The following is a 25,533-nucleotide window of genomic DNA, read 5'->3' as shown; positions in this document are numbered from 1 at the left end:
AGCACTGGCACGGCAGTTGGTTCATTGAGCGTTGTTGGACTTGGCGGCCCCTTCTGGGGTCGCTTTCTTTTCCTTACAGGAACACCTAAGAACTGATTTACCGCCAACGAAACTCCGGCACAAACTGCTCAAGCTGGCTTAAGTTTTCCAGCCCCAGCTCCGCCGTAGTGCCTATCAAACCTGACACAACGCACGGAGATCTATCCCCAAGCGTTTCGAGTTCCTTACGAAGCTCGGAGAAAATGCGCACCCGATTGTCCGTGCGCCATCCGTATGCCCCAGGCAAGGTCCAGTACCGCTCATGCTTTTGCACACACGGGACCGCGTAGGTCAAGGCGAACAATACTTCCAGCCGGTCGAATGCCAGTTGAAAAGTGGTCAACGATGGAAAGGCGGATTCGAACATGCTCCACAAGAGCGCCTCCACGTGGTTGTTCATCGTGGTGTACTCTCTTTCACGTCCTGGCAGCACCTTCATGACGTCGCCACCCCGATCAAAGAGCGCCCAAATTGGCACTAACTCCACCGCACGCTTGTCCAGTTCACCGACGAGGACGTGTCCTTCCTCAGTCCCTACCTGACCAGCAACGTCAAGCGTTTCGGCGAGTTCAACCTCAAGCTAAACCGGCCACCAGAACCCTGGATTAAGGATTCGGTGTTCCAGCAGGCTGCAGGCTCCCTGCGAGTCAACACCGCCGGCAAGGCCGGTGCGGAGGAGGCAACATGATCGAAATCCAACCCGCTACTTTTCAAGTCACGCCCTACGGCGAGGTGGATGCCATAGCACTGGATAGGTTACGGGCCAGCTTCGACACCTCCCAGGTTCTGCGACTGGTTGACCGGCTGGATGCCTGTCTGGCTGAACTGGGTGGAGTTGTGGCGGTCCGTGATGAGCTGCTGACGCTTCACGCAGTGGCCCTCACCATCGTAGATAGCTCGGCGTTGACAGTGCCTTCTGAGCATGCCTGCATCTGGTCGGAAGCCGAGGCACTACAACAGGATCTTGAAACCCTCTCTGAATGGGTACGCTCAGCCCAGGCCGGGATCGCCCCTCTGGTAAATCTGGCCCCAATCATGAATACCTTATGCCTGAAAGGGCGACGTGGAAACACGGAGCGAGAAGTCAGCAGAGGTCATAGTAGCCCCCAAAGGAACGAAGGGCCGAACGAAAAGGAGCACCAAACGCCTTGTCGATGAACACTGTACGGCCTCAGATGCCCGTAGCTGCGGGGTGCAGGATCGCAATAAAGTTGGCAAAAAACGGCTTTTTATCCCGCACCGAGCGAGATGGTTACACAAAAACGGTTAAACCGGGCGGCATTGGGGCGACAAAGCCTGCAAAACGGCTTCGCAAACCGCATCCGGTCGCTCCATCGGCAGGAAATGGGTCGTTCCGGAGAGGACGCGCACGTCAGCTGAAGGCAGCAGGGTGCGTAGGCGTTTGCGCGCTGCTGGCGAAAAGGTTGACGAACTCTCTGCAGTCAGCGCAATGACCGGGCACTTCACCTCGCGAACACCAGGCCAAGGGTTGTGTTCGGTATGGGCGAAAGTGGCGCTTTCCCAATCGGGCGAACAGACCAGACGGACCTGATCACCCTGTGGCACGAAGGCATGCTCGACATAGGCCTGGAGCCATGTCTCGGGCCAGGTTTTGAATCCACCCCGGCCGCTGTAATTGCTCAGGGCCATAGCGTGTGAGTCGAACACGTTGCGCCGGCGTGCTGCGCCTGCAGCTAGCGCAAAGCGGTGTGACTGGCGTAGCCACTTGGCCAACCACAGCATCCGGCCCTGCCAGGCATCCATGATTACGGGCTCCGCAAGAATCAGACCGCGCACTTTGTCTGGTCGTCGGGCAGCCGCCATGATGCTGGTGGTGGCTCCGATGGAATGGCCAGCAAGCCAGATCGGTTCATCTAGGCTTTCCAGCAGAGCGGTCAGGTCTCGATAGTAGATTTCCCAGCCTTGTAACATCGAAGCTTTTGCCGCACCGGCACTGGCCCCGTGCCCTCGCATGTCCCAGGCTACAACGTTAAAAGAGCTGGCCAGGTTCTCAAGCAACGGCTTGTAAAGGCGACCGTGGAAACCCGTCGCATGCGCCCAGTGCAGAGTGGGGCGTTCCGGACGTTGAGGCCAGCGCCACAGTGCAATTTCCTGGCCGTCCGGAGCCTGGAATCCGTCGAGCTCGGCTATGCTCTGCTTACCCTTCATGAGTTAATATCCGTTGTTGCGAATAGCAACTGAACCCGTCCGGTAGTAATCGGTCGACTCTTTTCGTCCTGCCAGCAGGTTACCTGCACTAAGCTGGTGCGGCGACCCTGGCGAATAATCTCGGCGCTGGCGAACGTGTGTTTTGCCTGCGCCGAGCGAAGGTAGTTAATGTTGCTGTCCAGAATGCGTGGGCAACGTGCCTTACCATCTTCGCTTTGCGCAGCAATGCGCGCGGTGATCTCTATCAGCGCTCCCAGGACCCCACCATGAAGTGCAGGCAGCATGAAATTACCGATCAGAGCCTCATGAAAAGGCAGGCGTACCACTATACCGGCAGGGTCTTTCGGGATATCAAGGCCAAGATGCCGAGCGTAGGGAATGCGCGCCAAAAAGGTCTGATAGACAGTACTTTCGTCACTGCTTTGGGTCAGCTCGGAGTATGGTTTCGCTGAATTGACGATAGTGGTCATATTCCTTACTTTTCTCCTGCAGCCGCTTGGAAGCGTTGGCCATCGGTGTTGCGCACGAACGTGCCACTGCCTGTTGCTACCGGCTGACTATCGCCATTGGATAGGATGTCGCAATGTATGAACGCGATCTCTTCCGTCAGATGCAGGCAAGTGGCAACCGCCAACAGGTCACGGTCGCCGGCGGCAGGTCGCAGATAATCCATACGCAAATCCAGCGTGGCAATGGGGGTCAACTCCTGAGCCTCTGCGAACACCGCCAGCCCGCAGGCTGAGTCCGCCAGCGAATACAGTATGCTGGTACAGATTTCTTCGCAGTCGTCGTCCGCAAACATCCACGGCTGTGGGGAGAGGCCTATAATAGCTTGGTTGCCCTCCACACGGACGACCCTCATACCCAGATCTCTGCCGTGGGGCACTTGTTCGGTGAACTGCCACGCCGCCTCTATGGCGTCACTATGCTGAAATCTGTTTGACTCAGTCATCGGATCTGCGCAGCTTTGCTGCCATCCTGAAGGTGTGACAGTGACTGAGAGAGGCTGTTGATCATAGTAATCGCCCTATCGTTTTTCTACGGTGACAAAGTTATCACTCGATTTTGGTTGGTTGACCAACCAAAAGTCAAGAACACGTTGGGTGCAAATAGCGGCTACTCGCGTAATGGCGTACCATTGGCTCAAAGGGTCTGGCGGCAGCCGCTCTGGTGAACAATGCAATGGCCTGCCGAGGAGATATTGAAACCATGGCTCACAGACAGGTTCCACCTGTACGCAAGTTGGACAATCAGGGCCATGTTTTGTCCAATGCGGCCCGGCTTTTTCGTGAGAAAGGCTTCGAGAAGACGTCTCTCAAAGACATTGCCGAGGCCTGTGACATGCTACCCGGGAGCCTTTACTACCGTTACAGCACCAAAGAAGCACTCCTTGTCGAGCTGATGCGACGGGGGGTCGACTTGGTGACAGCAGAGGTCGAAATGGCGCTAACCAGTTCGGATGAACCGGTAGAGAGACTGCGCCTCTGCATCAACGCGCATCTGCGTGCTTTATTGGTTGATTCGGACACAGTTTACGTACTGCTATTTGAATGGCGTGCGCTAGGTCCAGAGGCGCGAGAGGAAATCATCGAACTGCGGGATCAGTACGAGTCCCTTTGGGCCGATATACTAGAAACGATGATTGAGCAGGGCGTAATTCAGAAGGGTGTTGATGGGCGCCTACTTCGGCTGATCGGCCTTGGGGCGCTCAACTGGGTTGCAACGTGGTTTGATCCGAAGGGTGCCTATACACTCGATGCCATTGGCGATTTTATCTGGAAAATTACAATAGATGGTGTGATCAATCAGGATGAATGTTGCCCAAGGTTTTAGACGCTGAGATCAAGCGCCGCCACATTGGCGTCGATGACGAATCGGGCTTGGTGCACAGCGTGGTCAGCACGGCAGCCAATGTTGCAGACGTTACCCAGGTCGACAAGTTGCTGCACGGCGAGGAAAACATGGTCGGTGCCACGCTGATCCATGCGCCGAGTTCGACCAAGAACAAGGACGGCAAGCGCGATCCAGAGATGCACCAGACCAAGATGTATGGTCAGCCCACCTCCTGCAACCCAGTTTGATGAACGGTAAAGCATGCTTGCGCTAATGTATCCGGGTTCATAGTGAGCACGTTCATTAGCGCTCGGCCCTTGATGAGAAGTCGCTCCCAACTGTCCTTGATAAAGGGATCAGTTTTAAAAAAACTATCTTGGTCTTCAGGTTTTCAGTTGGGATGTCTGCCGTTTATCGTCATCATCACTGTCGTCGCAAAAGCCGGTGGTAAGTCGGTTAGGTCAAGCCATCTGTTTCACGTTGTAGCTGCCGCCTCGGGCTAATACTGCCCAGACGACTCTTGCCATTTTGTTGGCCAGCGCACAGGCGACTTTGTTCGGGGGCTTGCGAGCCAAAAGATTTCTTACCCAAGCCCCGAGTGAATCGTCACGCTTGTCGATTCGTATCATCAGTGCGTGAGCGCCTTGCACCAGCAGGCAGCGCAGATACTTATCGCCGCGCTTGCTGATGCCAAGCAAGCTCGTCTTGCCACCGGTTGAATACTGTCGAGGCACCAACCCGAGTGACGCGGCAAAGTCGCGTGAGCTTTTGTAAGTCGAAGCGTCACCGACGTCGGCCACCAGCGCGCTAGCGGTGAGAGGGCCGATGCCGGGGATGCTCAACAAGCGTATGCCGGCGGGGTCCTCAGACAACTGCTGTTTGATCTCGACATCGATCGCCTTGATATCTCCAGGCGTTGAATATCGAGCAGCATTCGCTCAACCGCATTACGCAGTCGAATCGGCAGCTCATAGCGCTCTATTAACGCATGCACCTGCTCCAGAGCAGCATGTCCAACGGGAAAAATGATGCCGAACTCCAGCAGAAAACCGTGCACCTGGTTGATGATTCGCGTGCGATTAACAGCCGGGTCTGAAGCTCTGGGGACAATGTAACCGCCGATATTTCGGTAGGTCGAACCGCGAGGCAAGACTGAATCTGCCAGCATCAAGGCGGAGAGGGGCTAGGGATGAGCGGGTACGGCTAACACACGTGAACCTCATATAAACGTCGTCATAATAGCCAAGCCAAAGATGCTGACAAGCTTGAACCAAAAGGTGCGCGGCCAGGCAGGGACTCTTACCGATAGCCCCTCGTGGATGTGGTGCCGCCGGCGAAATCGAGGAGTCCGACCCGTTCGGAAATCCATGCGGAACAGGGTAAGCCCGTAGCGTTGCCGATTTCGGCAGGTGAGCTGTAAAGCAAGCTGTTGATGCTGCGGGTATCGAACAGCTCATCGAATGCGGCCGTGTCGATGTCGGCCAGTTTGTTACACTGGCGACTGAGGCCATCGATTACGCCGTGGGCAACCGAAGCGCAATGCTAGGATGCCTGCAACTGGTCACCGCTAAGTACCTGGAGGATGGTCGAGATGCCGCGCCCGAACCGTAAACAAAGCTTCGGCGCGCTCCTGGAAACTGTCACCCAGCAGCGCCTCAGCCAAGTTGCGTCCGGTTCTCTCGTGGAGCTGGCCAAGCAGCTCTGGTACGAGGAGCGCGACCTAGTGCCCGTACTGCCGCGAGAAGTGGCGGGCAAGGGCAAGCTGCGCTAGCCCGAGCAGAAGCTGCGCGCCCTCTATCTGGTCGACCTGCTGCGCCGATTTCCCTGTGTATCAGCGGACAAAGCCGCGCGCCTGAAAGGCTTTGTCAGTAGTTGGTCGAGCCTGAAACCGGTCGAACGCTCGCCGCGGGCGACCCAGCTTGTCTCTCGCTACCAGCTCGACAAGCTGGCCTATGAGTGGGGTCTGGAAGAAGACGTCAGCAAGCAGATGCAGGATGTCCTGGCTTTCCAAACCCGCCATTACGCCGCCACTCAGGGCGTTACAACGGGCTATTCAGAGCCAGCGCCCGTGGGCTAATAGGCATTGCAGCAAGACACTGTAAAACGGAAGCGAAATGGCCAACACGAATAACGAACGAAGATATGCTGATCTAACACGTGAAGCATTGGCTGACGTGAGAGAGGGCTTGGTGATTGATCACGAATTGGCCGAGACCTGGGCCCAGAGCCTTGATACCAACACCCCAGTGCCTTTGCCTACTCCGGAACGACCTACTTAATTCGCACCAGACCGAACTCATCCTCCGTGATATCAGGCTCCTCGTCGAACATGGTGTTGACCATGCGATCGCGGCGGAGATGGCTCAGGGTTCTGAAGAAGCAGAGTTCGCACAGACAAACCTCATAATGCTCACCATCATGTTTAGAACCATACCCCCAGTGGGCCTGAAGGGTTACAAGCTGTTGGTCATAGCCTTCCACGCGAGTGCTCTGGCTGCAGACATCACAAGCGATGTCTATGGCGGTTTCAGACGGTTGAGTAACGATGTGCTCCATGGTCAGTAGCTCCAGCGGCGGCCGAGAAGGGGGGCGCCATCCAAACCAAACCTTTAGAATCGCTTCATTGCTACAGATTTTCTTAACTCGGCCAAGAAAATCTTTACGCATGGGTGAATTGACAATTTTTTCTTCATATATGGAATTCTGTACAACCATCATCACGTAATTGAGCATTCAGCAGAAGACGGAAGTGGTTCAGGCCTGACGTAGCCGGCAGGATGAAATTTTAATCATTAAGAACAGTCACTTACAGACAAAATGAATGAATTTTCCCCTTATCTCGGCACGACCCCTATTGCGGGTGCGACAGCTCGCTCCAGAGTGCGCGGCAGCGCTGGCCCAACCAGGCATTGAGTTCTTCGAAGGAATGGAATTGGCCGTCCTGAGCGTCCAGCCAGATGCGGCGCCGGCTGTCTTGCACGTTCTTTTCGACGATGCCCTTTTCCCAGCCCGCGGCGACGTTGCAGAAGTCCGGATCGAACAGGTAGTGCGCACACATCACCGCAAAGCGTGCGTTCACCGTCCGGCCTTTGCCCTTGTTGACCTTGTCGACGGCCGTTTTCATGTTGTCGTAAATGCCCCGGCGCGGCACCCCGCCCAAGGCGCTGAACGAGCGCGTATGCGCGTCGAACAACATCTCGTGGCCCTGGCTCGGATAAGCCACCAGCCAGAACGCTCGGCTGGCGCACAGCTTCAGGTGCGCCACCTGCATGCGCCGGTAAATGCCGCCGATCAACAGGCCCTCTTCGCTCCAGTCAAACTGAAACGCCTCGCCAAGGGCAAAGGTCAGCGGCACAAAGGCGTGCAACGCCTTGCCCTGTTCCCCGCGCCAGGCACGGAGAAACGCGGTGAGCTGACTGTAGCTACCGTCGTAACCCTCGGCTTTGATTTGCGCCAACAGCGCCTTGGCACTCCGGCGCTGCTGTTTGGGACGCAACGAGTCGGCTTTAAGCGCCTGCTCCAGCGTGGCGTGAAACGGACTCAGCTTGTTGAAAATGGCCCTGCGCAGGTACACCGGCTGCTTGGCTTCCGGCGCTCTGACCCACTTGCGAATGGTGTTGCACGCCAACCCGGTGCGCTTGGCTATCTCATGCAACGACAGTTTGTCGCGAAAATACATCCGGCGAATTTTGCCCATAATTTCCATACTGATCACCCTGTGTTCTCCTGCTCAAAAACTGAGCAGAAGCAGTTGAACACCTGGGTCAGTTTTCAGTCGGCAGAACAGCCTCTACTGGGTCAGTTTTCGGTCAGCGGCAACATCTGGGCATTTTGGGACATAAATAAAATCCGCCACGAGGTGGTTTGGATTGTGAGTATTTTCAGATGAACGGTATGCCAGCTGGCGCGATTTTTCTCGCCGAGAATGTATGAGGTGGAAAATACCTACCCTAAGCTGATCTTCGGCCACAAAAAAGCTACGACTTCACGTAACCATTTGATTTATATGGTTCCAGTATCGCCCAATCAGGGCGACCCCGGGGCCTATTGATTACAAGACAGTTGTAGGTAGGGGTTGGCGAGAGGCATCTCCGCAAATAGGTGTTGCGGATCTGATAGTAGGTAACCATGTAATCGCCGTGACTTGCGCGGCCCCGTCACCTCGCACGTCCAGATGTTCAGGCCGTTGCTCTGCTTGCGGTGTTGTTGCAGCTTCTCGAAACGCTTCTGCACCCACTGCCAGTCGGCGACTTGGTCCTGCTTGGCGAGCACGGCCGTTTGTGGGTGCTCTTGTGCGTAGCGCTGGAATACACCAGGGCTGACCAGGAACGCCGTGTCGGCCACGGTATGCACCAGGGCCTTGGCGTCATTGATGATGAGCTTTCGGCTCTGGACGCGCTGCCGCAGCCAGGCCATGAAGTGTTCGCCGGAAGGTGGTTCCCGCGTGATTTCGTTGTTCGAGGAGGACGGGAGCGCTGGGGTGGGCGGCGGCGTTGGGTCGGTCCCGTGGGACGGTGCAGACGGCTCATCGACGCCGGTTGCTCGTGACGGTTCAATTGCTGGCTCCTGCTCGGTCGGTTCGGTATCGAGGGTACCGAGCAATACCAGCAGGGTATCGACGCTATCGGCAGCGGGGGCTGCGGGGGCTGCGGGCGGAGTAGATGCGGCAGTGGTGGGCGAGAGGTCGCCGGTCTCGGTTGCTGGTGCGGAGGTGCTATCTTTGGGCTCCAGCTCCACCGCCACGGTGCCGGCGAACGGCTCCGGCCGATCATCCCCCTCCCAGATCAGGGCCGGGGCCAGCCGCAGCAGGGTGAAGGTGTGCGACCAGCCGGCTGCGCTCGTGACGGTTGCCCGCCAGATCGCCTTGCCATCCGGCGTGGGTTGGAGCATGCCGTGGTCCTGCAGCACGTTGAACACGGCAGTGTTGTTCGCGGGGATGCCGTCGATGCCCTGGGCCAGCAGGTGGGCGCGCAGCTTGTCCGAAACCGTTTTGCTGACCAGCCAGAGCGCGTCCTGGGTCAACCAGCCATCCGACGCCTGGGGCTGGTTGAGTTTCAGTTCTTCCTTGAGCAGGTAGCGCAGGCCATCGAGCAGCTTGCGTTGCAGGGCGTGCTTCGGTGCCGCCATGGCGCGTGCTGGATCGCCGCCCAGAGCCTGGGCCACCGAAGCACGGTCGGCCTGAGTCACCAGCTCGCCGAGAACGCCGGCGTGTTCGTACTGGCCGGCCAGGACGTACAGCAGCGCGGACCAGAGCGGGGGATAGCGGCTGAGCCAGTCGAGAATTTCGCAGTCGAGCACCTGCCGGTACAGCAGGCCGGTTGCTGCGCTGTGCAGGCGGTACTCGCGATCCTGACGGTAGCGGAAGCGGTAGGGGCGTGCTAGTGCGCCGTGCCAGGGGTGCCAATGGCTGCCGTCGGCGTACTCGACATGCAGGTCGACGGCGACCTTGCCGATGTCATGCAGCAGCGCAGCGTAGGCTATGGCGGCGGTCCAGGCTTCCGCCTGTACGACTTGGTCCTCGGGGGTGGTGCCGGTGGGCAGCAGATACGACTGCCGCAGCTTGAGCGCGTAGGCGACGATTTCCAGGCCGTGGTCCAGCATCCCACCAGGGTAGGCGTGGTGGTGGCTTTCGGAGGCGGGTAACTGCTGGACCAGTTCGGCGTAGCGCTCCAGCGGTGCAAGGTACAGCGAGGCGAACTGCTTGCGCGAGAGTGAGGTGCGTTGCCAGATGTGTTCCAGCAAGCGTTGCCGGCGGGGCGTGGCCAGCAGGGCGGCGGCCGACTCCGGCCGAGTCAGCCCTTTGGGGGGCTTTATGGCTGGAGTGGACCGTGCGCCGGTGGTTGGTGATACCCGTTTGCGCTGGAGCAGCGAGAGCATGGCGAACCCCGATGACGGGCTGCTCAGGGGAGCCTTTTGGCCTTTTCGGGTAGGGCCTTTGCCCTTGACCCCATTCCCTTGCCCCTTCCCAACCCTTTGGCCTTTACGGAAGCCTTGGGGTATAGGGCAGCGGATCCTGCCGAACCACAACCAATGCGGCTTGGCTCAAGTCGGATTGAGGCGGGAAGGCGACCTGTGCCGAATCTAGAATGGCACCTTCCTTTTCGAGCAGATGGGGGTGCCATGCTCAGCCAGATTGACGAGGTAAGGAAACATCCTTACCATGTAGGCATTGCTATCGGGAGAGCTACGATGCCTGAGATCCATGAAGTCGCCACGCTGACCTCCAAGGGCCAGATTACACTGCCCAAGCCCATCCGGCAGGCGCTGGGGGTGGACACCGGCGCAAAGGTGGCCTTCGATCTGCGCGGAGGCGAAGTCATCGTGTCCCGAGCGGACGCCGAGCACGAAGACCCGGCGATCGGAGCCTTCCTTGGCCTGCTTGAGGCGGACATCCGGGCCGGCCGACATGTCCAGTCCTTGCCGAATGATCTTGCCCTGTCCCTGTTGGCGAATGCAGGCCACGCGGTGAACCTCGATGAGGACATCGAAGGCGAAGTGGCGCTCTGATGCAGCGGCATGGCTGGACCCTGCTGTTCCACGAGGGCGTGATCGAGCAGTTGCGCAAGCTGCAGGTGGCCGCGGAGCGGGCTGAACAGAACGACCCGCAAGGCTTTGAGGGCAACGCCAACGTCAAGTTGTTTCGGGCGTTGAGCCAGTTGATCATGGAAGTCGTGCCGAGCGATCCCTCACGCGACGAGTTCCGCCAGGGCAACACCTTGGGGTCGGCATACCGCCATTGGCGGCGCGCAAAGATCGGGCGGCGATTCCGTCTGTTCTTTCGCTACGACTCCAAGGCGAAGGCCATCGTGTTCGCCTGGGTCAACGACGAACAGACCTTGAGGTCGGCGGGCAGTAAATCCGACCCCTATGCCGTGTTCGAGAAGATGCTCGGACGAGGCAATCCGCCTGACGATTGGGCGGCGCTGGTAGCCGCGAGCCAGGCGGATTGGCGCGCATCATAGCAACGCGAGGTCGCCCTATAGCAGGATGAACGATTGGAGGACGGTGATGGTCTACGAAATCGATGCCGCTCTTTCGGCCGCATTCGCCGCATGCACGATCGTTTCGATGCACTGAGCGACCGAATCGCAGAAGGCTTTGCTAACGCGCCGCCCGCGGAAGGCATTGCTGAAATCGACGCGGCAGTAGCGGCAAGGATGCAGCGCTGATACAGAACCTTGTGCGCAGGCGCTGATTAGTTATTGCATGGCAATTCGTATCTGGTTAGAAAAACATCACAGGATTCAATCAGGCGTACGATGGAACAAACATTGAGAGAACACGACAGGACAACCATGAGGTAGCCACCATGAAATCCTCTGCACAGACTTCATTCGCGGAGCGCCTGGGCCAAATGTTGGGCCGGATGTGGCGGGGATATGTGCGTCAGGAGCGGAAGGCAAATGGCTGGCTTGTAGAGCACGGCATACCAGCGGTGGGGGCCACCGCTTTGCTCTGGATCATCAAACTGGTGGTGCTCGGCGTGCTGCTATACGTCGCGTTTTGGCTGGCACTGTTGCTTGTGTTTGCAGTGGCTGCGGCCTGGGCGGTGCAGCACGGAGCTCTAGATAGTGACAGTGAAGATGCGCTCATAGTGCAGGATGAGCTCAGCAAACTCAGGCAAACCCCTGGGTATGATCCCAACCTCTATAACGACACTTCGCACGAGATGTACAAGGACGACTGAGGGTCTGTCTCACTCACGATTTCATTGCGTTTGTAGCTGCAGTCGTCCCTTTTCCGCCAGCATTGGCAGCACCTTTGCCCCCTTCTGAAAAGCTGTTGGCGATACTGCCCGCACGAATTCCTGCCCAGGTTAGAGCAGTCATCCAGAAAGCTGGTAGGACTAAGAACATCATCGCCATCACAAAACTGACGATCATGTCGCCGAAGGCATTGTTTAGGCCGATCAGCGGATCGAAGTTCGTATGTGGGCGACTCCAGCCCCAACCCCATCCGTAGAGTGCGTCGAGGATCGTCGAGTCGATCCAGCGCGCGAGCTGGAACCAGAAGTCGACGAAAAACAATGCAAACTGCACGACGCTGATCGTGACTACGGTCTTGAGATCGTAGGTGCCGATCACCAGCACGAGCGGGATGCAGATCACCAGTGCCATCTTGAGCAGGGCCAGCACCATCGGCAGAGCCTGGCGCATCGCGTCCATCGCGGGAAAATAGGCGAGGGAGCCAATGGCCAGCCCGACGTCACTGGCGGCACGGGTGGCGACGTTGGGGACGGTCATTTCGATCTGTCCGCCGTAGTCGCTATAGATCGCACCCTGGTTGCGTTTCTGCTGTCGGGGCGATGCGATGGCGCGGACCACCGAATCGTTGACCTGATCCTGTGGCAGGAAACCGGCCCAGCCGCCGATTCGCGTCAGCAGGCTGGGGTCGACCTGGCCGAGCAGGCGCGCACGCAGTCCATTCGTGCCGTCGGACCACCATTGGTTGCAGGTCGGATAACCCGCACCGCTGGGCACCTCGGCCAGCCCAGCGTCGCGGCCACTGTCGTAAGGCCAGCCCTCGCGTGGCGTCTTCGCGCGGTAGGTGTCGTAGTAGCCCGGCGTGTCGAGGAAGAAGCGTGAGCCGATCCAGGTCACGTCGTACATCTGCTCCTCGTTCAGGTCCGGGCGATTCATGAAGAGCCTGGCACGTGCCGGCCCGTAGCAGTCGTGGGTGAAATCGCTAACCTCCTGGGCCAGCACCGGATCGTCGATGCGTGTGGCATCGACCTCCATGCGGATCTGCCGCAGGTCGGTGCCGCAGGGAATAGCCGCCACCGAGGCGCCGGTCACGGCGCGCGAAATCGCGTGCATGAAGAACCACCACACCGGCACCTTGGCCGACTGGTTGTTGAGTGTGCTGAAGGATTGCGACCAGCCCGTCTGCGCAGGCTCCGGGACGCTCACCTGGCATTGAACCGAGCGGGTGCGATCGAACCGGAGCGTGTTGAAATCCACGTCGATGAACGGGATGCCGGCGAATAGGATGACCACGATGGCGACGAAGATGCGGTTCTCGATGCGCACGGCCGACAGCGCACCTTTGTTGCCTTCGTCGGCACCTTCGGCGCGGGCCTTGAGCCATTCCTGAAGGATGATCGCCAGAAACGGAATGGCGAATACGCCGCTGGCAACGAGAACCGCCCAGATGCCGTTGTGGACGATCCAGGAGACGAGCGTCAGGTAATACTCCAGGTAGTCGGTGGTGTAGAGGGTCATCGTCATCTCCAGTCATCCGGCCTGTACGAACGGGCCGATTTCCAGTGCCGCCACCGCGACGATGGCGGCAATTTCGGCCCTTAGCAGGCGCTTGCCGGTTTCCGGCTCGCGTGCCAGCACACGGCGGCGCATCCAAATCCAGCCCCAGGCGGTGCCGGCATAGAGCCACAGCCGCCAGACGAGGAAGTGGCCGGTGTGCGCCGCCAGCCACTGCTGCCAGCCCTCGATGCTGCCGGCCAGGTGGATGCCGACTACATTGGCGGCGACCGTCGCCATCAGCAGCAGGATGGCCCACAGCAGCACCAGGGCCACGCGCCGCAGCCAGTGCTGCGATCGCCCCGCACTCATGCTCACGGGGTGCCTCCGTTCGGTGCGCGTTGCAACTGATCGAGCCGGTCGCGGGTCGGGTCGCCTTGATAGATGCCGCGCGAGCCGGCGGAACGCGCGCTGTGGCGCTGGATGATGGCAGTGGGTGAATTGCTCGCCAGCTCGCGGCGCAGTTCCAGCTCGGTCTTGAGGTTGTGGATCTCGCGGTCGAGCAGGTCGCTTTCGTGCGAGACCGCTTTCTGCGCCAACTCGTTGGCCGCGACGTTCGGTTCCTTGCGCCCGGTCAGCAGGGTGCGCTGCAGCAGCAGTGCTTTTTCGAGCACGCTGGACAAGGCTATTTCCGAAGCGAGGCGTCGAGCCAGGATGTCCTGGTCCGGCTCGTCGCGCAGCGCCTCGATCACACCGCGGGTGATGGGCAGAGAAGCGCTGCCAGCCGCCTGCAGGTTGTCGACGCTCAGGGGGCGGCTGCCGCTGATAAGTTCCTGCAGCGCTTCGAGCTTGGTTTCGTACTCTTCCTGGATCAGCGGGGTGAGGCCCACTCCCGGCGTGGTAACGGTTTTGCTGCAGGTTTCGCAGGTGCGCTGCTCCTGCTCGCCCAGCACCCGCACGGCCCAGGCGGAGGCAGCCGCAGGCGAGCTCCAGGTCTGGCAGATCAGGTTGCCAGCGCAACTGCTCGGATCGATCGAGCTGGTGTCGTCGACATCGCGCCCGTTGACCAGGTTGTAGCCGGCGCGGGTGACGTCGCTGACGACGCGAATCGGGCGCTGCCCCGAGCCTCCCGCATTGTCGCCGCCGACCCAGGTCACCCCTTCGTTGCCGTGGCTCGTTTCGGCCTGCTCGATGGCGGATACCGCGTCGGTGCTGGCGACGGTTTGCTTGAGCACCATGCCGTCGGCTAACTGGCTCCATCCAACCTGGCCGCCGGCCACATCGGCCATCTTCTCCGCCATGGCGCGGCAGGTCAGCTTGGAGCGGTCGAAATCCAGGCGGGCTTGCAGGACGCCGTTGGTGAGCAGGTTATAGAGCCCAGGGTCGGCCCTCTGGATGATCAATGCCGGCAGTGACGCCACGGCGGCCGTGGCGTTCTGGATGACCGACGACATGATGGTTTGGAACCCGTTGGTCAAGCCGTTCAACTGGTTCTGGATCGTCGTGGAAATCGACATGTCGCCGCAGGTCAGGTTGCTGTTCCAGCCAACGCCGACGCCGATGGCGCGCATGTTGGAGGCGGGCGTCATCGACACGGCGCGACCGCCGCCGATCGAGTACAGCACGTCGTCACCGATCACGGCGCCCTGGTCTTGCGCGCCATACTGGTTGACGCTGGTCTGGGCGGCTGCACTAGCGCAACCCAGCGCCAGGGTGGCAACCAGTAGAACAGGGCACAGGGTACGGATCGTCATGGCCTGCCTCAGTAGAAGTCGACGCTGCCAAGAAAGACCTGGCCCTCGCGTTCGCAGCAGCTATAGGGTCGCCACAGCGCCCAGGCGTAATCGCCCTGCAGCGCCTGTACGCGGCTGTCGGCGTGGGGGAAGACGGCGCAGGAGCGCGACAGCGTCGGTGTGAGCTCCTGCCACTTGCCGGTGGTGGCGTCGCTCTCGATCAGTGCGCCGGCCGGCCAGTAGCCGTCCTCGCTGTCGGCGAGCAGCGGCTGGTACACATGGATCTGGCCGCGTCGCGTCACGATATCCCCGGCGCGCTGGGCCACCACCGCAGCGGATTTGTAGTCGTCGGTCTGGTGCAGGAACCCACCCCGTGGATAGACGTTGCCCCAGAGATTGCGGTCGCTGCGGGTTCCGATCTCGCGCTCGCCGGGAGTCAGCGCTTCCGGATAAGCCATTTCAGGGATGTTGTAGCGCCAGGCGATGGTGTCGAGGGTGCTCAACAGGTAAGGCATGAAGGCGGTACCGGCACCTTCACAGCTGTAGCCGAAGCTGGAGGCGAACTGGCTGAACACATAGCCGCCGGGATGGCCGATCACGTCGGCGTTCTTGAATTTCGCCAGGTTGTTTTCGTGATCTTCGTTCGTGGTGCCGTCTCCGCCGCCCTGTACCGAGCCATTGGGGCGGCTCATCGATTGGACCTCGACCCAGGGGTTGGCACCGGTATTGGAATAGCTGGACACCACCGCGTCGGGTACGTAGTGCCTGACCTTGACCGAGGTTTCCACGGAACAACCGAAGGTCGTACAGAACAGCCAGAAGCAAATCCCGACAACCCGGTACTCCAGGCAGTCCGGCGAGAGCGTCGAGGAGGCGATGGTTGCAGTGTTGAGCGCGAACGACGGGGCTCCCGTCGTCAGCAGGATGGTGGCGATGCCGGCGCGCAGGCGGCGAGAACACATCATGGCTGCGTCCTCCAGTGCGCTTCTATGAGCGCAACCGCCTTGGCGACGTCCGGCTCGCCATAAACCACATAACGTTGGTCGACCACTACAGCGGGGATCGTGATGATGCCCAGGCTCCAGGCATCGACCACGCCTTGATAAGCCGTACCAATACGCGTCTGTAGAGCGTTGCCACCGTCTTTCAGCCGCCGCTGCACGAGGGCGGCACCGTGCGTAGGGTCGGTAGGTAGATGGGCACCCAGTTCGGCCTTGATTCGAGCAGGTTGGTCCAACTCGATAAGCCGAACGCCTATAGGCACTTGTACCGGGTGCTGGCTGTCGGTGACGACGATGATGTCGGAGGCAAACAGGGCCGGGCCGAACAGCAGTGCACACAAGCCGATGGCAAGCGGGGTGTGTTGGTTGAAGTGGAGGAGTGTGGACATCGCAAACCACCGTGAAGTTGAGCCTGGCGGTAGTCGACACCCTGGCCGGTGAGGAAGCGACAAACAAACGGGAACGGCCGCTAGCCGATTGATGCCCGGTTGCGAGATGAACAACGGGAGCCGCAAGGCTCCCGTGAATGACTCCGTGGCTACAGCAGACCGGCCTCGGCGAACGAGAAGGGCGTCCCCCTGCCAATGATGAAGTGGTCCAGCAGGCGGATATCCACACACTCCAGGGACGTTTTCAGGCGCTGGGTGAGCACCTTGTCCGCAGAGGACGGCTCGGTGTCCCCCGAGGGATGGTTATGCGCAATGATCAGGGCGGAGCTGTTGCGTTCCAGGGCGCGCTGGATGACCACTCGGGGATGAATTGTGGCGCTGTCGATGGTGCCTCGGAACAGCGTTTCGCACGCGATGACCTGATGCCGTGAAGACAAGAAGCAGGCAACGAACACCTCGTTCGGCTCCGGCATCAGCGTCAACCGCAGGTAGTCCTGTGCGTCTTGCGGGCTCTGTAATAGTGGACCCTGGGCGAACAGCCGATGCTCCAACAGCGAGATGGCCTGCTGGATGATGCGGTTGTCGTTCTCGTTGGATGATGAAATGCGCGATTGCGCGTCGATGACGGTGAGTGACATGGGCATGGGAAACCTCCTGAAACCAAAGGGACGGAGGTTTCCCCGTAAGAGGGCGAGCCCTCCGGGGGATGATTGAGAAAACGGCTGATGAATGGGCATCCGTCCACCGCATGGCGGGCGGTGGTGTGTTCGCCTTCATGGATGCGTAGCGAACGGGATGGTCAGCGCGGCAGCGCCGTAACCTTGAAGACCAGGGCTACCTGGGCATGTCGCCGACAACAACGGCGGACATTCTCTGTGGACTGCGGCGCTAGTCGAACGCAACCCAGGGCAGGGAACTACAACGAATCGGCAAGCAGGTCGCCCCGATTTGAGGGCGGCTGATCCGCAGTTGTCGCGCCAAGGGCGAAAGAGGGTGGTGGGCCCAGACTCTTTGCGGGTCGTGATCAGATCAAGCGCGGACAGCAGTGCATCGCCTTCCTCGGCTAGCGCTGTGCTCTCGAGCGGCTCGGTCGATAGCCGCACATCGAGCGTCTGGCCGCCTTGGAGCAGCAGATCAACCAGGAAGGTCGCTCAGCCTCCCTGTATATCCCAGAGGGTTTCATTGCATGGAGAGCATTTTGGGTGCAAAATTAGTGCGTGCTCTCTGCGTCAGGAGATAGGCCATGAATACAGTGCTGCAAGAACCCATCGTTGAGCGGTTCCGCGAGCCCAACACCCCGTATCTGTCCCCGTCCAAGGTCGGTGACTTCTTCGGCTTTCGGGTGCAGGAGTTGGCCGAGCGCGCGCATGTGCATCGCAATACCCCCACCGCGCGGCCCCAGGCACCGCAGTTGCAAAAGTACCTGCAGGACATGGTGAGGGTGCTTGCCGTGGCCACCGAGATGACTGGCGACTCCGAGCGGGCTGTCTTCCTGTTGCGCAACGAGCCGCTGCGGGCCTTCAGTTACAAGACCGCCGATAGCCTGATCCAGGAAGGGCGTGCCGATGCGGTTATCGCCTATCTGGAGTCCCTCGTGGGCGGTGCCGCTGGATGATTTCAACCATCCTCGGCCAGGGCGGGGATGAAGCCTGTTACCGGGTCATTTCACCTGCCTACGCCAGCACGCCGTTGTCTGGTATGGGGGCGGCGCGCCAAGGTGGCCGCTTCAACCGCCCTGATCAGGAGGCGCTGTACCTGTCGCTGGATGAGTCGACGGCACTGGCGGAGTACAAGCAGGACAACCCCTGGCTGCGGCCTGGCACGATCTGCACGTTTTTCATCAACGGTTTGCATGTGGCCGATTTGAGCGCAGGCTTCGACTCTGAGCGCTGGCCGCCGTTGTGGGCCGATTTTGCCCTGGACTGGCGGGCGGAATGGTTCGACAAGGCCTCGGAGCCACCAACCTGGTACATGGCTGACGACGTGGTGGCCGCTGGGCTGGACGGCATCCTCTTTCCCTCCCAGGCACGGCCAGGCGGAACCAATCTGGTGATCTACCGCAGCTCGGCCAGACCTGCGTCGCAACTGCGCGTCTATGACCCGGACGGGGCGTTGCAGAGGCTCGCGCGGCGCTAACTCAGATGGTTGTGGATGAGCTGGTGTTGCAGGGTGGGCAGCGCCCGCATCGGGCTTGCGGTGAGGGCGAACTGCTCGTCATTGAACCATGTCAGCTCGGCGCGTTGGCCATCGAGCTGCAGGCGCGCTTCGCGGAAAGTTCGCACCTGCCGCGTTTCGCCATCGCTGAGCCGCGGGCGCAGCGTGGTAACGGACTGATCGGTGACCCAGAGCCATTCGTGGCCGGGCTCCGGTCTGTCGTCCTGTCGATCGAGAAGTTTGATCTCGACCAGATGGCCCTGCGGCGACGTGAAGAGCTGTACGACCTCGTAGGACAAAGGCATTGCGATAGGTCGGCTTCGATTGAGTGGGTGGATTTTGCCAGATATGGGGGCCTTGTTCATGGTGGCGTTCCTCAGTGGGTGGCCCAGTCCAGCGACAGTGGAGTGATACCGCGCGCCCGGTCGATGGCTTCAGCGATTTTGAGGGCGGCATCCAACTCGCTGACGCCGTACTCCTGCATGAGTTGGTGACGTTCGGCTTTTTCTTCCGGCTCGGTCTGTGCCAGTGCGAGATACAGACTCGGTGGCACCGCGCGGAACAGCAGTTCCGTGCTGCGCGACAGGATCACGCCTTCCGAGAATTTTCCAGATTCCTTGCGCGCCGAGAGCATCAAGGCTTTCTGCGCCGGGGTGAGTTCGCGGAAGCGGGCGATCTTCTCCACTTCATCCGGTGGCATGCTCAAACACAACCACCATTCCATCATGTTCAGCATCGGTTCGGCGGCCTTGGGCAGGTCGTCCAGGTTCTGCGTCGCCAGCCAGAACCACGCGCCCAATTTCCGCCACATCTTGGTGATTTTCACCACGTAAGGCGCGAGCAGCGGGTTCTTGGTGATGATGTGTCCCTCGTCGGTGACGTTGATGATCGGGCGACCCAGGAACTGGTCGCGCTCGGCGATGTTGTTGACCGTATTGATCAGCGAGATGTAGGCGATGGAGAGCTGGGCGTTGTAGCCCTCCCTGGCGTAGGTGGCGAGATCGACGATGGTGATGTCAGCTTCGGGCCACGGTGTGCCCGGCCGGTCGAACATCTCGCCATCGCTGCCTTGACAGAACATGTCCATCGCATCGGCCATTTCCAGCAGACGCATGCGCCGGATCTCGGGCAGGGTCGTGTCGCGACCGCGCTCGCGCAGCGCATCGCGCACGTCGCGCGTGAGCACTGTGCGCTGCGCGGTCACGCAGTGCTGGGCGGCGGCGAGGATGCACTGGCGGATCAGGCTGCGGTCGGCGCGGGTCATGCGCGCTTCTTCCTTGTCCTCGCCGCCGGTGATCATCAGGCGTGCGGTAATCTCCAGTTCGCCAAGCACGTCGCGTTGCTCGTCGCCGTCGGCCGCCGCGTCGTCTTCGTCCAGCGCATCGGCGTCGAGCGTCTGTACCTGGCTGGGGGTGTCTACCAGCCGGTGCGCATCGGCGAACGGGGTGAGGCTGACGCCGGCACCGGGGGCGAGCTTCACGCGATTGACGGTGAGCCCCAGGCGTGCGGCGAAGTCGCCATACAGGCCGAAGGAGTTGCCGGCTTCGACGATGAATAGCCGCGGCCGGTAGATGGCCGTGACCTGGTTGAGCAGGTTGTTCAGCGTGGCCGACTTGCCGGAGCCGGTCGGGCCGGCGAGGAACAGGTGGGCGTTCATTTGCCGATCGAGGCGGTTCAGCGGATCGAAGGTGATGGTGCCGCCACCGCGGTTGAACAAGGTGATACCCGGGTGGCCCGTGCCCTGGCTGCGCCCCCACAACGGTGCCAGATTGGCCGCGTGCTGGGCGAACATCAGTTGCGTATACCACTGGCGTTGGTCTTTCGCCGGGTTGTAGACGCAGGGCAACCAGCGCAGGTAGGTATTGAGCGGCGCGACCTCGTCTTCTTCGCGTACCGGCTCCAGTCCGGCACCGAGCAGCACGTTGCCCAGTTGCAGGCCGCGGGCGTCCAGTTCCGCCTGGTCGCGGCCACGTAGGTAAAAGGTGAGGGCGCCCCGGTGCAGCTTGTGGGCGCTGCCGATCAGGCCACGGGCCTGTTGCACATCGGCGCGGGTCTGTTCCGAGGCCAGGGTGTCGCCCACTGCCTTGCGGCCGAGGTGGTTGAGGTGCGCTTCGAGCACATCCTGCGGGGTGATGACCAGCGTGAGACACATCAGCGTGTCTTCGGGCATCTGGTCGAACAGCGCGTTGATCGCGTCGCCCTTGCGGGTTTCGCCGGTGACATGGCCGGTCGACGGCGGGGTGCGCAGGCGATCGACGGCGATGGCGCGGTGCGGCATCCCGTCGAAGTACCACAAGCCCTGAGCGGCATCCGAGCGCGGCTGACCGAAGAACAAGCGCTGGCTGAAATCCGTGCCGCTGGCCAGCTCGATCTCGCCGGGCTCCTGTTCGTCCGGGTAGCGGGTCAGGGCATAGAACCGCTCGCGGTCTTCGGCGGCGGGGCCGAGCAGGGTTGGATTGGGATTGAACCAGCGCAGCAACCAGGCGTGGATGTCTGCCGCGCCAAGGCGTCGGGCGCGCACGCCGGCATGGGCCAGCCCGCCGACGAGGCGGTCGCAGACCCGGTTGAGGGCCTGTTCGGGCGTCTGCCCGCGGCGCTGGGGTGCCTGGCCGACACGGCGGTAGACGACCAGCCGCGTGCGCCGCACCTGGCCGCGCCAGGGCAGGCGGGTGACGGTGCTGTCCTCGAACAGCCCGCCCGGCTTGGCGATGGCCTGCAGGTGGTGGCCGAAGAAGCGCAGGTAGAACTCGGTGAAGGCGGTGCCCTGGGCGCGGGGCTGGATGTAGCCGCGCAGCTCATCCAGGTAGCGATCCCAACTGGTATCGTCCTGGGCGTAGAGCTGCACGACCCAGGGGTTGTCCTCCAGCTCGTCGAACGAGTCCTGCAGCACGTTCTCCAGGGTGTCGCGGACCTGAAGCAACCAGTCGGGTTCACGTCCCTCAGTCCCGACCGGGAGCAGTTCGTAGAAGGCCGCCACCGAGGTGCCGTCATCCAGCAACACGCACCCCGATTCGGGCAAGTATTCCACCCACGGCAGCAGATCGACGAACGAGGGTGCCATGTCGTACAGCGCCTGCTCGTCGGCTTGGGTGGCCGGGCGATGCCGGGTATGTGCGGTGCCGGGCTCGGCAATGCCGTGGGCGCGCAGCGCCTCGACGTGACGACGCCAGGCATCAGCAGGCGACGCTGCTTCCTCAGTCTGCGGCCGGCGCTTGAACAGGGGCCAGGCCATCAGTAGTCCTCCAGCCGTTCGCCAGGCAGGGCGTACTGCACCCGCTGGTACAGGGGAAACAGGGTGGTGTAGCCGGGCACCGGCACTGGGTCGCTGCCGGCCAGGTGCGGGAACACATACATCAGCAGATCGGGGTTAGGCAACCGGTGAAACTGCCGGTGGATTTCGTTGGCCGCCGTGCGGGTGTAGCGCGCCTGCACGCTCGGCGCGGCCTGCACGTCGGCCTCGGTCAGCGGCCGGCGCAAGGCCTGGCGTGCGTCGAGCAACTGCCGGGCCGCCGGACCGCCGCCCGCGCTGCCACTGGTTTCGACGTTCCAGATGTCGAGCATGGTCCTGTGGTCGTGCGGCAACAGGTCCTCCTTACTGGTGGCGCAACCACCCAGCACGAGCGCGATGCCCAGCAACGCCAGGCCGTCAGTCCATATCTTGCGCATGGGGCAGTCCTCCAAGGCGGTGATCGACCCGGCGACCTTTTGGGTCGTAGTCGATGGTCAGGGGTTCTTCCAGATGCACGGCCACTTTTGCCCCGGGCTTGACGTAGACCGCCGCGAACGCCTGGCCGTAGAGCTTGTTGACCCAGGTGGACATGTCCTGCACGCCGCCGGCGAGGATGCGACCCATGGCTTCGTTCGCGCCGATGCCGACTGTGCCGACCGAGCCGTCGCTGCTCATGTAGGAGACCTGGCCGCTGTCTGAGTCGATCAACGAGGCGACGCCGGCACCGGCGGCGGTGATCAGCGCCTGCGTGCCGAGGTACTGCTGGGCGTTGCTGCGCCGTTGGCCGCTGACGCAGGGGATGCCATAGGGGTCGCTGATCCAGCCCAGGCCGTCCTGTGTGTTGTTGCCGCTGTTGTTCTGTTGGCGGTTTGCGCCGCGTTGACCGTCTTCTGGAATGGTGCGGATGGTGCCGTCCTCGAAGACGAAGGTGACGCTGCGGATCTGCCCGCGTACGCAGGAGAGGGTCCAGTCGCCTGAGGCGGTGCCGCTGACCACGGCACCGGCCACGTCGGGAATGTCGATGCCGTTCGCGGTGAGGTTGTCTCGTCCGATCAAGACTTTGAAGGGGTAGGGATCGTTGACGGTGCCATCGATCGGCACGCGGCCGATCAGCGCGGTCATGGCGATAGAGCCCATCAGCGTGGCGTTGCTCGGCACGGTGTAGACGGCCGTCGTCTCCGGCACTGCAGCCGCGCGGCGGCCGGCGTCGACGGCAGAGGCGGCTGTGGTTTCGAGGGTCTTCTGCGCTGGTGCGAAGCGGGTTGGGAAGCTGAAGCTACCGGCATTGCCGGAGGTGCGCTGCTGGCCGTCGTCGCGTCGGTCGTCCGGTTCGATCCAGCGCAGGGTATCGCCAGCCAGGCCGTCGCCCGGCTCAAGGCCCAGGCCGACCGGTAGATCGGCGGGGTTATCCTTGCCGATGCCATCGAGCCGCTGTTGCAGCTCCTGCAGCAGGCCCTGGGTTTGCTGCCTCTCGCTGGTGACCTGTTCGCGGTCCTGGTGCAATTGGTTGCGTTCGCTTTCGAGCGCGCTCTGGATGCGCCGGTCGATGGCACCTTCGCGTTGCCGCAGGCGCTGGTTTTCCTCGCGCTGGGTCTTGTTGTCGCTCAGTGCGGTCTGCAACTCGGTGCGCAGTTGGCGGACCTGGGCGACTAAGGTCGCCACGGTGTCGCGCGGGGTGTCGCCCTCGATGCCGAGCGCTTTCGCTTCATCGGGTGTCAGCCGGACAGCCTCTTCCGGCGTCATGGGTGCGTCGCTGCTGCCGGAGAACAGCCTGACGCCGACGAACACCAACAAGAGCGCCAGGGGGATCATCAACCACTTGAGCAGGCCGTTACTGTGCATCGCGGCCTCCATCGTCGAAGCCGGGTGCTTGCGGCACCGGCAGGTTGATCGACGCATCGACCGGTGCAATGGCTGGCAGCAGGGCCTGTGGCAGGCCGTGCCCACGGGTGATGAGGTAGACGACGGTGGTGTCGTCCGGCGTGCCGCTCGGCCCCAGCGTCGGATGCTGGAAGGTCGCGGTGAGGAAGTGGCCTTGCAGCGCGCGCGGATCCAGGTCGAGCCAGTGTGCGGCGCTGTTGCGCAGGCGCACGGCGCTGACCCACAGGCTGTCCAGACGCCATGCCGCGAGCGCTTGGGCCTGCACCGGCAGCGTCGGCAGCAGGCTGTCCAGCGGCAGGTCACGGCGCAGAGTGGCGCGCGTGACGCCCGGCACGGGTTCGACGGTGCGCAGCGGTGCGTAGAGGTTCTGCGCCGCGTAGCGGGTCAGGACGACGGGCTGCGGTGTCTCGCGCACGGGCGGAGGCGTCGCTGTACTGTCGTCGCCTGTCTCGGTGCGCGCAGCGGGCGACGCGGCCTCGATGATGCGCACCGGCTCCAGGGACGGCTGGCCGTCCTGGGCGGGTTCGGCAGCGATGTCGATCAGGAGCACGGTGCCGGTATCGGCGTCCTGCAGCTGCAGCCGTACCGGCTCGATTGGTTCGCTCGCCAGCAGGTAGAGGGCACCGGCGGCGCTCTGTACGCGCAGGCGGTTGTCGACCGATGCAGGTACGCCCACGCGGATGTTGCGATCGACGAACAGGATGCGTTCCTGGCCAACCACGAGCGGTACGGCAAGCGGCAGGCGTTCCCAGCGCAGGATCTCCACCGCTTGGGCGATGGGCGTCGCCAGCATGGCCAGCGCGCTAAGCCAGGTGAGAGCTCGATATTTCATGGCGTTTCTCCTTGCTGCCCCAGGCCGCCGCGGGCGGGTTGCTCCGGTGCGGGAGTGGCGATGCGCTGTGGGGCTGCCTCGTAGCAGTCGAGCGCGAGACCGAACGGGTTGCGTGCCGGATCGACATCCACCCTCACGACTTTGATCGGGTAGCGCACCAGCGCCCGCTTGACCTGTTCCGCACCGTGGTACTCGTCCGCGCTGATATCGAGCGTCACCACCCAGTCCCGCTCGGACAGGACCCGCACCCGTGCGCTGGGGTTGTCGCCGTAGCCGCGCCCCGGAATCTCGTAGATGCCGCGCACCCTCTGACGCAGTTCGCCGGTGTTGCGGCGGTAGTCGTAGTCGGCCTGCAGAAAGGCACGGCAGGCCGGGGTGAAGTACGGCGAGAGCGCGTGCAGGTTGCGCGCGTAGTCCTCCTCGCCGTTGCTGGGCCAGCGGTTGAGCTGCTGGAACACATAGAAGGTGAAGGCGTAGACGGACTCGGGCGGCACTTCCCACCACTTGCGCGTACTGCCGGAGCGCAGGTCCGGCGGTACATGGATGGTCAGGTCGCGCGGTGCGCTCCACCAGCCGACGCCCATGACCAGCGCCAGTACCACCAGCACGCTGGCCCCGATGCGCAGGGTCTTGATGTGGGCGTCGAGCCGCAGCACCTCGTTCTTGAACCGGCTCACCGCGCCTTGCTCCTGCGCGTGCTCCAGTAGCCAGAGCGGGTCACCAGTTTGTGGCCCCCGCTGAACGCGGCGAGAAGCGGCAGGTGAACGGCGAGCCACCACTGCAACTGCCGGTACAGCCAGGTTTCCGGGCGGCCACGCTTGAGCCGGCGCAGCGTACCGCCACCGATGAAAATGCCGGCGGTGACCGTCAGCAGGATGGTCGTGGGGACGATGGCGATAGTCGCAAACAGGACGGCCAGCGCAATACCGCTCAGGAGGCCGATCACGCTCGACGACCCGGCGCAGACCCACAGTTCATTCGCCGTCAGGCCGCGAACCACCACGGGGTGACGGTTGAGACGGTGGGGCAGGAACGCTACCGTCCCGTCCGGGCGGATGTCTTCAGTCATGCCGGCA

Annotated in this window: 26 protein-coding genes and 6 pseudogenes; 11 read left to right on the top strand and 21 right to left on the bottom strand. The window is 61.8% G+C overall.

The window, feature by feature from the left end:
- Positions 1-97: 97 nt before the first annotated feature.
- Positions 98-478 carry a hypothetical protein gene (locus tag PKE98_RS25390; RefSeq protein ID WP_271198243.1) on the bottom strand — a complete coding sequence of 127 codons (381 nt, stop codon included), beginning with the start codon at positions 476-478 and terminating at the stop codon, positions 98-100.
- A 60-nt stretch (positions 479-538) separates the two neighbouring features.
- Between PKE98_RS25390 and PKE98_RS25385 the strand changes: the two are divergent.
- Both PKE98_RS25385 and tnpC read left to right on the top strand, forming a co-directional pair.
- Positions 539-727, top strand: a pseudogene (locus PKE98_RS25385) (hypothetical protein); the annotation flags it as partial.
- Positions 724-1,071: pseudogene (tnpC, locus tag PKE98_RS25380) on the top strand (Tn3 family transposase post-transcriptional regulator TnpC); the annotation flags it as partial. The pseudogenes PKE98_RS25385 and tnpC, both read left to right, overlap by 4 nt.
- A gap of 234 nt (positions 1,072-1,305) precedes the next feature.
- On the opposite strand, the gene PKE98_RS25375 reads toward tnpC, so the two are convergent.
- Genes PKE98_RS25375 through PKE98_RS25365 form a run of 3 tightly spaced genes read right to left on the bottom strand, consistent with a single transcriptional unit; the run spans position 1,306 to position 3,160 of the window.
- The gene (locus PKE98_RS25375) at positions 1,306-2,208 is read right to left on the bottom strand and encodes an alpha/beta fold hydrolase (RefSeq protein WP_271198242.1); all 903 of its coding nucleotides are present in this window, start codon (positions 2,206-2,208) and stop codon (positions 1,306-1,308) included.
- Positions 2,205-2,678 carry a PaaI family thioesterase gene (locus PKE98_RS25370; RefSeq protein WP_169885559.1) on the bottom strand — a complete coding sequence of 158 codons (474 nt, stop codon included), beginning with the start codon at positions 2,676-2,678 and terminating at the stop codon, positions 2,205-2,207. The genes PKE98_RS25375 and PKE98_RS25370 overlap by 4 nt, the downstream gene beginning before the upstream one ends.
- Positions 2,679-2,683: 5 nt before the next feature.
- Positions 2,684-3,160 (bottom strand): PaaI family thioesterase, encoded by a 477-nt coding sequence (locus PKE98_RS25365; protein WP_271198241.1) that lies wholly within the window; start codon positions 3,158-3,160, stop codon positions 2,684-2,686.
- Between the two features lie 218 nt (positions 3,161-3,378).
- Here PKE98_RS25365 and PKE98_RS25360 point away from each other — a divergent pair, with 218 nt between their 5' ends.
- Both PKE98_RS25360 and PKE98_RS25355 read left to right on the top strand, forming a co-directional pair.
- Positions 3,379-4,041, top strand: coding sequence for a TetR/AcrR family transcriptional regulator (locus tag PKE98_RS25360; RefSeq protein ID WP_271198240.1), 663 nt, complete (start codon positions 3,379-3,381; stop codon positions 4,039-4,041).
- A gap of 14 nt (positions 4,042-4,055) precedes the next feature.
- Positions 4,056-4,181, top strand: a pseudogene (locus PKE98_RS25355) (transposase); the annotation flags it as partial.
- A gap of 321 nt (positions 4,182-4,502) precedes the next feature.
- On the opposite strand, the pseudogene PKE98_RS25350 reads toward PKE98_RS25355, so the two are convergent.
- Positions 4,503-5,122, bottom strand: a pseudogene (locus PKE98_RS25350) (IS110 family RNA-guided transposase); the annotation flags it as partial.
- Positions 5,123-5,632: 510 nt separating this feature from the next.
- Here PKE98_RS25350 and PKE98_RS26960 point away from each other — a divergent pair.
- Both PKE98_RS26960 and PKE98_RS27365 read left to right on the top strand, forming a co-directional pair.
- Positions 5,633-6,118, top strand: a pseudogene (locus PKE98_RS26960) (hypothetical protein).
- 37 nt (positions 6,119-6,155) lie between these two features.
- Entirely contained in the window at positions 6,156-6,320 is a 165-nt protein-coding gene (locus PKE98_RS27365; protein WP_507763571.1) for a hypothetical protein, read from the top strand.
- Here PKE98_RS27365 and PKE98_RS27285 read toward each other — a convergent pair.
- From PKE98_RS27285 to mobH, 3 genes and pseudogenes are all read right to left on the bottom strand, one after another.
- Positions 6,313-6,774 carry a hypothetical protein gene (locus PKE98_RS27285; protein WP_373877919.1) on the bottom strand — a complete coding sequence of 154 codons (462 nt, stop codon included), beginning with the start codon at positions 6,772-6,774 and terminating at the stop codon, positions 6,313-6,315. The genes PKE98_RS27365 and PKE98_RS27285 overlap by 8 nt on opposite strands.
- Positions 6,775-6,895: 121 nt before the next feature.
- A pseudogene (istA, locus tag PKE98_RS25335) lies at positions 6,896-7,747 on the bottom strand (IS21 family transposase); the annotation flags it as partial.
- 338 nt (positions 7,748-8,085) lie between these two features.
- On the bottom strand, positions 8,086-9,918 hold the full coding sequence (mobH, locus tag PKE98_RS25330) for a MobH family relaxase (RefSeq protein ID WP_271198238.1): 1,833 nt from the start codon (positions 9,916-9,918) through the stop codon (positions 8,086-8,088).
- A 312-nt stretch (positions 9,919-10,230) separates the two neighbouring features.
- Here mobH and PKE98_RS25325 point away from each other — a divergent pair, with 312 nt between their 5' ends.
- From PKE98_RS25325 to PKE98_RS25315, 3 genes are all read left to right on the top strand, one after another.
- Positions 10,231-10,548, top strand: a complete 318-nt coding sequence (locus tag PKE98_RS25325; protein WP_271198237.1) for a type II toxin-antitoxin system PrlF family antitoxin — start codon at positions 10,231-10,233, stop codon at positions 10,546-10,548.
- Entirely contained in the window at positions 10,548-11,003 is a 456-nt protein-coding gene (locus tag PKE98_RS25320; RefSeq protein WP_271198235.1) for a type II toxin-antitoxin system YhaV family toxin, read from the top strand. Before PKE98_RS25325 ends, PKE98_RS25320 begins: the two co-directional genes overlap by 1 nt.
- 347 nt (positions 11,004-11,350) lie before the next feature.
- Positions 11,351-11,728, top strand: coding sequence for a DUF3742 family protein (locus tag PKE98_RS25315; RefSeq protein ID WP_271198234.1), 378 nt, complete (start codon positions 11,351-11,353; stop codon positions 11,726-11,728).
- A 13-nt stretch (positions 11,729-11,741) separates the two neighbouring features.
- On the opposite strand, the gene PKE98_RS25310 is transcribed toward PKE98_RS25315, so the two are convergent.
- The 6 genes from PKE98_RS25310 to radC form a co-directional block, all read right to left on the bottom strand.
- The gene (locus PKE98_RS25310; protein ID WP_271198233.1) at positions 11,742-13,262 is read right to left on the bottom strand and encodes a conjugal transfer protein TraG N-terminal domain-containing protein; all 1,521 of its coding nucleotides are present in this window, start codon (positions 13,260-13,262) and stop codon (positions 11,742-11,744) included.
- A gap of 12 nt (positions 13,263-13,274) precedes the next feature.
- Positions 13,275-13,610, bottom strand: a complete 336-nt coding sequence (locus PKE98_RS25305) for a hypothetical protein (RefSeq protein WP_271198231.1) — start codon at positions 13,608-13,610, stop codon at positions 13,275-13,277.
- A 2-nt stretch (positions 13,611-13,612) separates the two neighbouring features.
- A complete protein-coding gene (locus PKE98_RS25300; protein ID WP_271198230.1) occupies positions 13,613-14,992 on the bottom strand; it encodes an integrating conjugative element protein in 1,380 nt (459 codons plus the stop codon).
- An 8-nt stretch (positions 14,993-15,000) separates the two neighbouring features.
- The gene (locus PKE98_RS25295) at positions 15,001-15,936 is read right to left on the bottom strand and encodes a TIGR03756 family integrating conjugative element protein (protein ID WP_271198229.1); all 936 of its coding nucleotides are present in this window, start codon (positions 15,934-15,936) and stop codon (positions 15,001-15,003) included.
- Complete coding sequence (locus PKE98_RS25290) at positions 15,933-16,361, bottom strand: TIGR03757 family integrating conjugative element protein (protein WP_271198227.1); 429 nt, start codon at positions 16,359-16,361, stop codon at positions 15,933-15,935. Before PKE98_RS25290 ends, PKE98_RS25295 begins: the two co-directional genes overlap by 4 nt.
- A gap of 149 nt (positions 16,362-16,510) precedes the next feature.
- The gene (radC, locus tag PKE98_RS25285) at positions 16,511-17,005 is read right to left on the bottom strand and encodes a RadC family protein (protein WP_373877918.1); all 495 of its coding nucleotides are present in this window, start codon (positions 17,003-17,005) and stop codon (positions 16,511-16,513) included.
- A gap of 599 nt (positions 17,006-17,604) precedes the next feature.
- Between radC and PKE98_RS25280 the strand changes: the two genes are divergently transcribed.
- Together PKE98_RS25280 and PKE98_RS25275 are read left to right on the top strand one after the other, a co-directional pair.
- Complete coding sequence (locus PKE98_RS25280) at positions 17,605-17,976, top strand: antitoxin Xre/MbcA/ParS toxin-binding domain-containing protein (RefSeq protein WP_271198226.1); 372 nt, start codon at positions 17,605-17,607, stop codon at positions 17,974-17,976.
- Entirely contained in the window at positions 17,973-18,497 is a 525-nt protein-coding gene (locus tag PKE98_RS25275) for an RES family NAD+ phosphorylase (RefSeq protein ID WP_271198225.1), read from the top strand. Before PKE98_RS25280 ends, PKE98_RS25275 begins: the two co-directional genes overlap by 4 nt.
- Here the strand turns inward: PKE98_RS25275 and PKE98_RS25270 are convergent.
- Genes PKE98_RS25270 through PKE98_RS25240 form a run of 7 tightly spaced genes read right to left on the bottom strand, consistent with a single transcriptional unit; the run spans position 18,494 to position 25,526 of the window.
- On the bottom strand, positions 18,494-18,880 hold the full coding sequence (locus PKE98_RS25270) for a hypothetical protein (protein WP_271198223.1): 387 nt from the start codon (positions 18,878-18,880) through the stop codon (positions 18,494-18,496). The two genes, PKE98_RS25275 and PKE98_RS25270, sit on opposite strands and share 4 nt — an antisense overlap.
- Positions 18,881-18,891: 11 nt before the next feature.
- Positions 18,892-21,747 carry a conjugative transfer ATPase gene (locus PKE98_RS25265; RefSeq protein ID WP_271198222.1) on the bottom strand — a complete coding sequence of 952 codons (2,856 nt, stop codon included), beginning with the start codon at positions 21,745-21,747 and terminating at the stop codon, positions 18,892-18,894.
- Positions 21,747-22,181 (bottom strand): TIGR03751 family conjugal transfer lipoprotein, encoded by a 435-nt coding sequence (locus tag PKE98_RS25260; RefSeq protein ID WP_271198221.1) that lies wholly within the window; start codon positions 22,179-22,181, stop codon positions 21,747-21,749. Before PKE98_RS25260 ends, PKE98_RS25265 begins: the two co-directional genes overlap by 1 nt.
- Positions 22,162-23,586, bottom strand: coding sequence for a TIGR03752 family integrating conjugative element protein (locus PKE98_RS25255; RefSeq protein WP_271198220.1), 1,425 nt, complete (start codon positions 23,584-23,586; stop codon positions 22,162-22,164). Before PKE98_RS25255 ends, PKE98_RS25260 begins: the two co-directional genes overlap by 20 nt.
- On the bottom strand, positions 23,576-24,457 hold the full coding sequence (locus tag PKE98_RS25250; protein WP_271198218.1) for a TIGR03749 family integrating conjugative element protein: 882 nt from the start codon (positions 24,455-24,457) through the stop codon (positions 23,576-23,578). Before PKE98_RS25250 ends, PKE98_RS25255 begins: the two co-directional genes overlap by 11 nt.
- On the bottom strand, positions 24,454-25,134 hold the full coding sequence (locus PKE98_RS25245; RefSeq protein ID WP_271198217.1) for a PFL_4703 family integrating conjugative element protein: 681 nt from the start codon (positions 25,132-25,134) through the stop codon (positions 24,454-24,456). Before PKE98_RS25245 ends, PKE98_RS25250 begins: the two co-directional genes overlap by 4 nt.
- Complete coding sequence (locus tag PKE98_RS25240; RefSeq protein ID WP_271198216.1) at positions 25,131-25,526, bottom strand: TIGR03750 family conjugal transfer protein; 396 nt, start codon at positions 25,524-25,526, stop codon at positions 25,131-25,133. The genes PKE98_RS25245 and PKE98_RS25240 overlap by 4 nt, the downstream gene beginning before the upstream one ends.
- Positions 25,527-25,533 lie beyond the last annotated feature (7 nt).

The sequence above is a fragment of the Pseudomonas turukhanskensis genome (genome assembly GCF_027922365.1).
Lineage (GTDB): Bacteria > Pseudomonadota > Gammaproteobacteria > Pseudomonadales > Pseudomonadaceae > Aquipseudomonas > Aquipseudomonas turukhanskensis.
The sequence above is the reverse complement of the archived record's forward strand: the minus strand, read 5'-3'. Positions and strand labels throughout refer to the sequence as shown.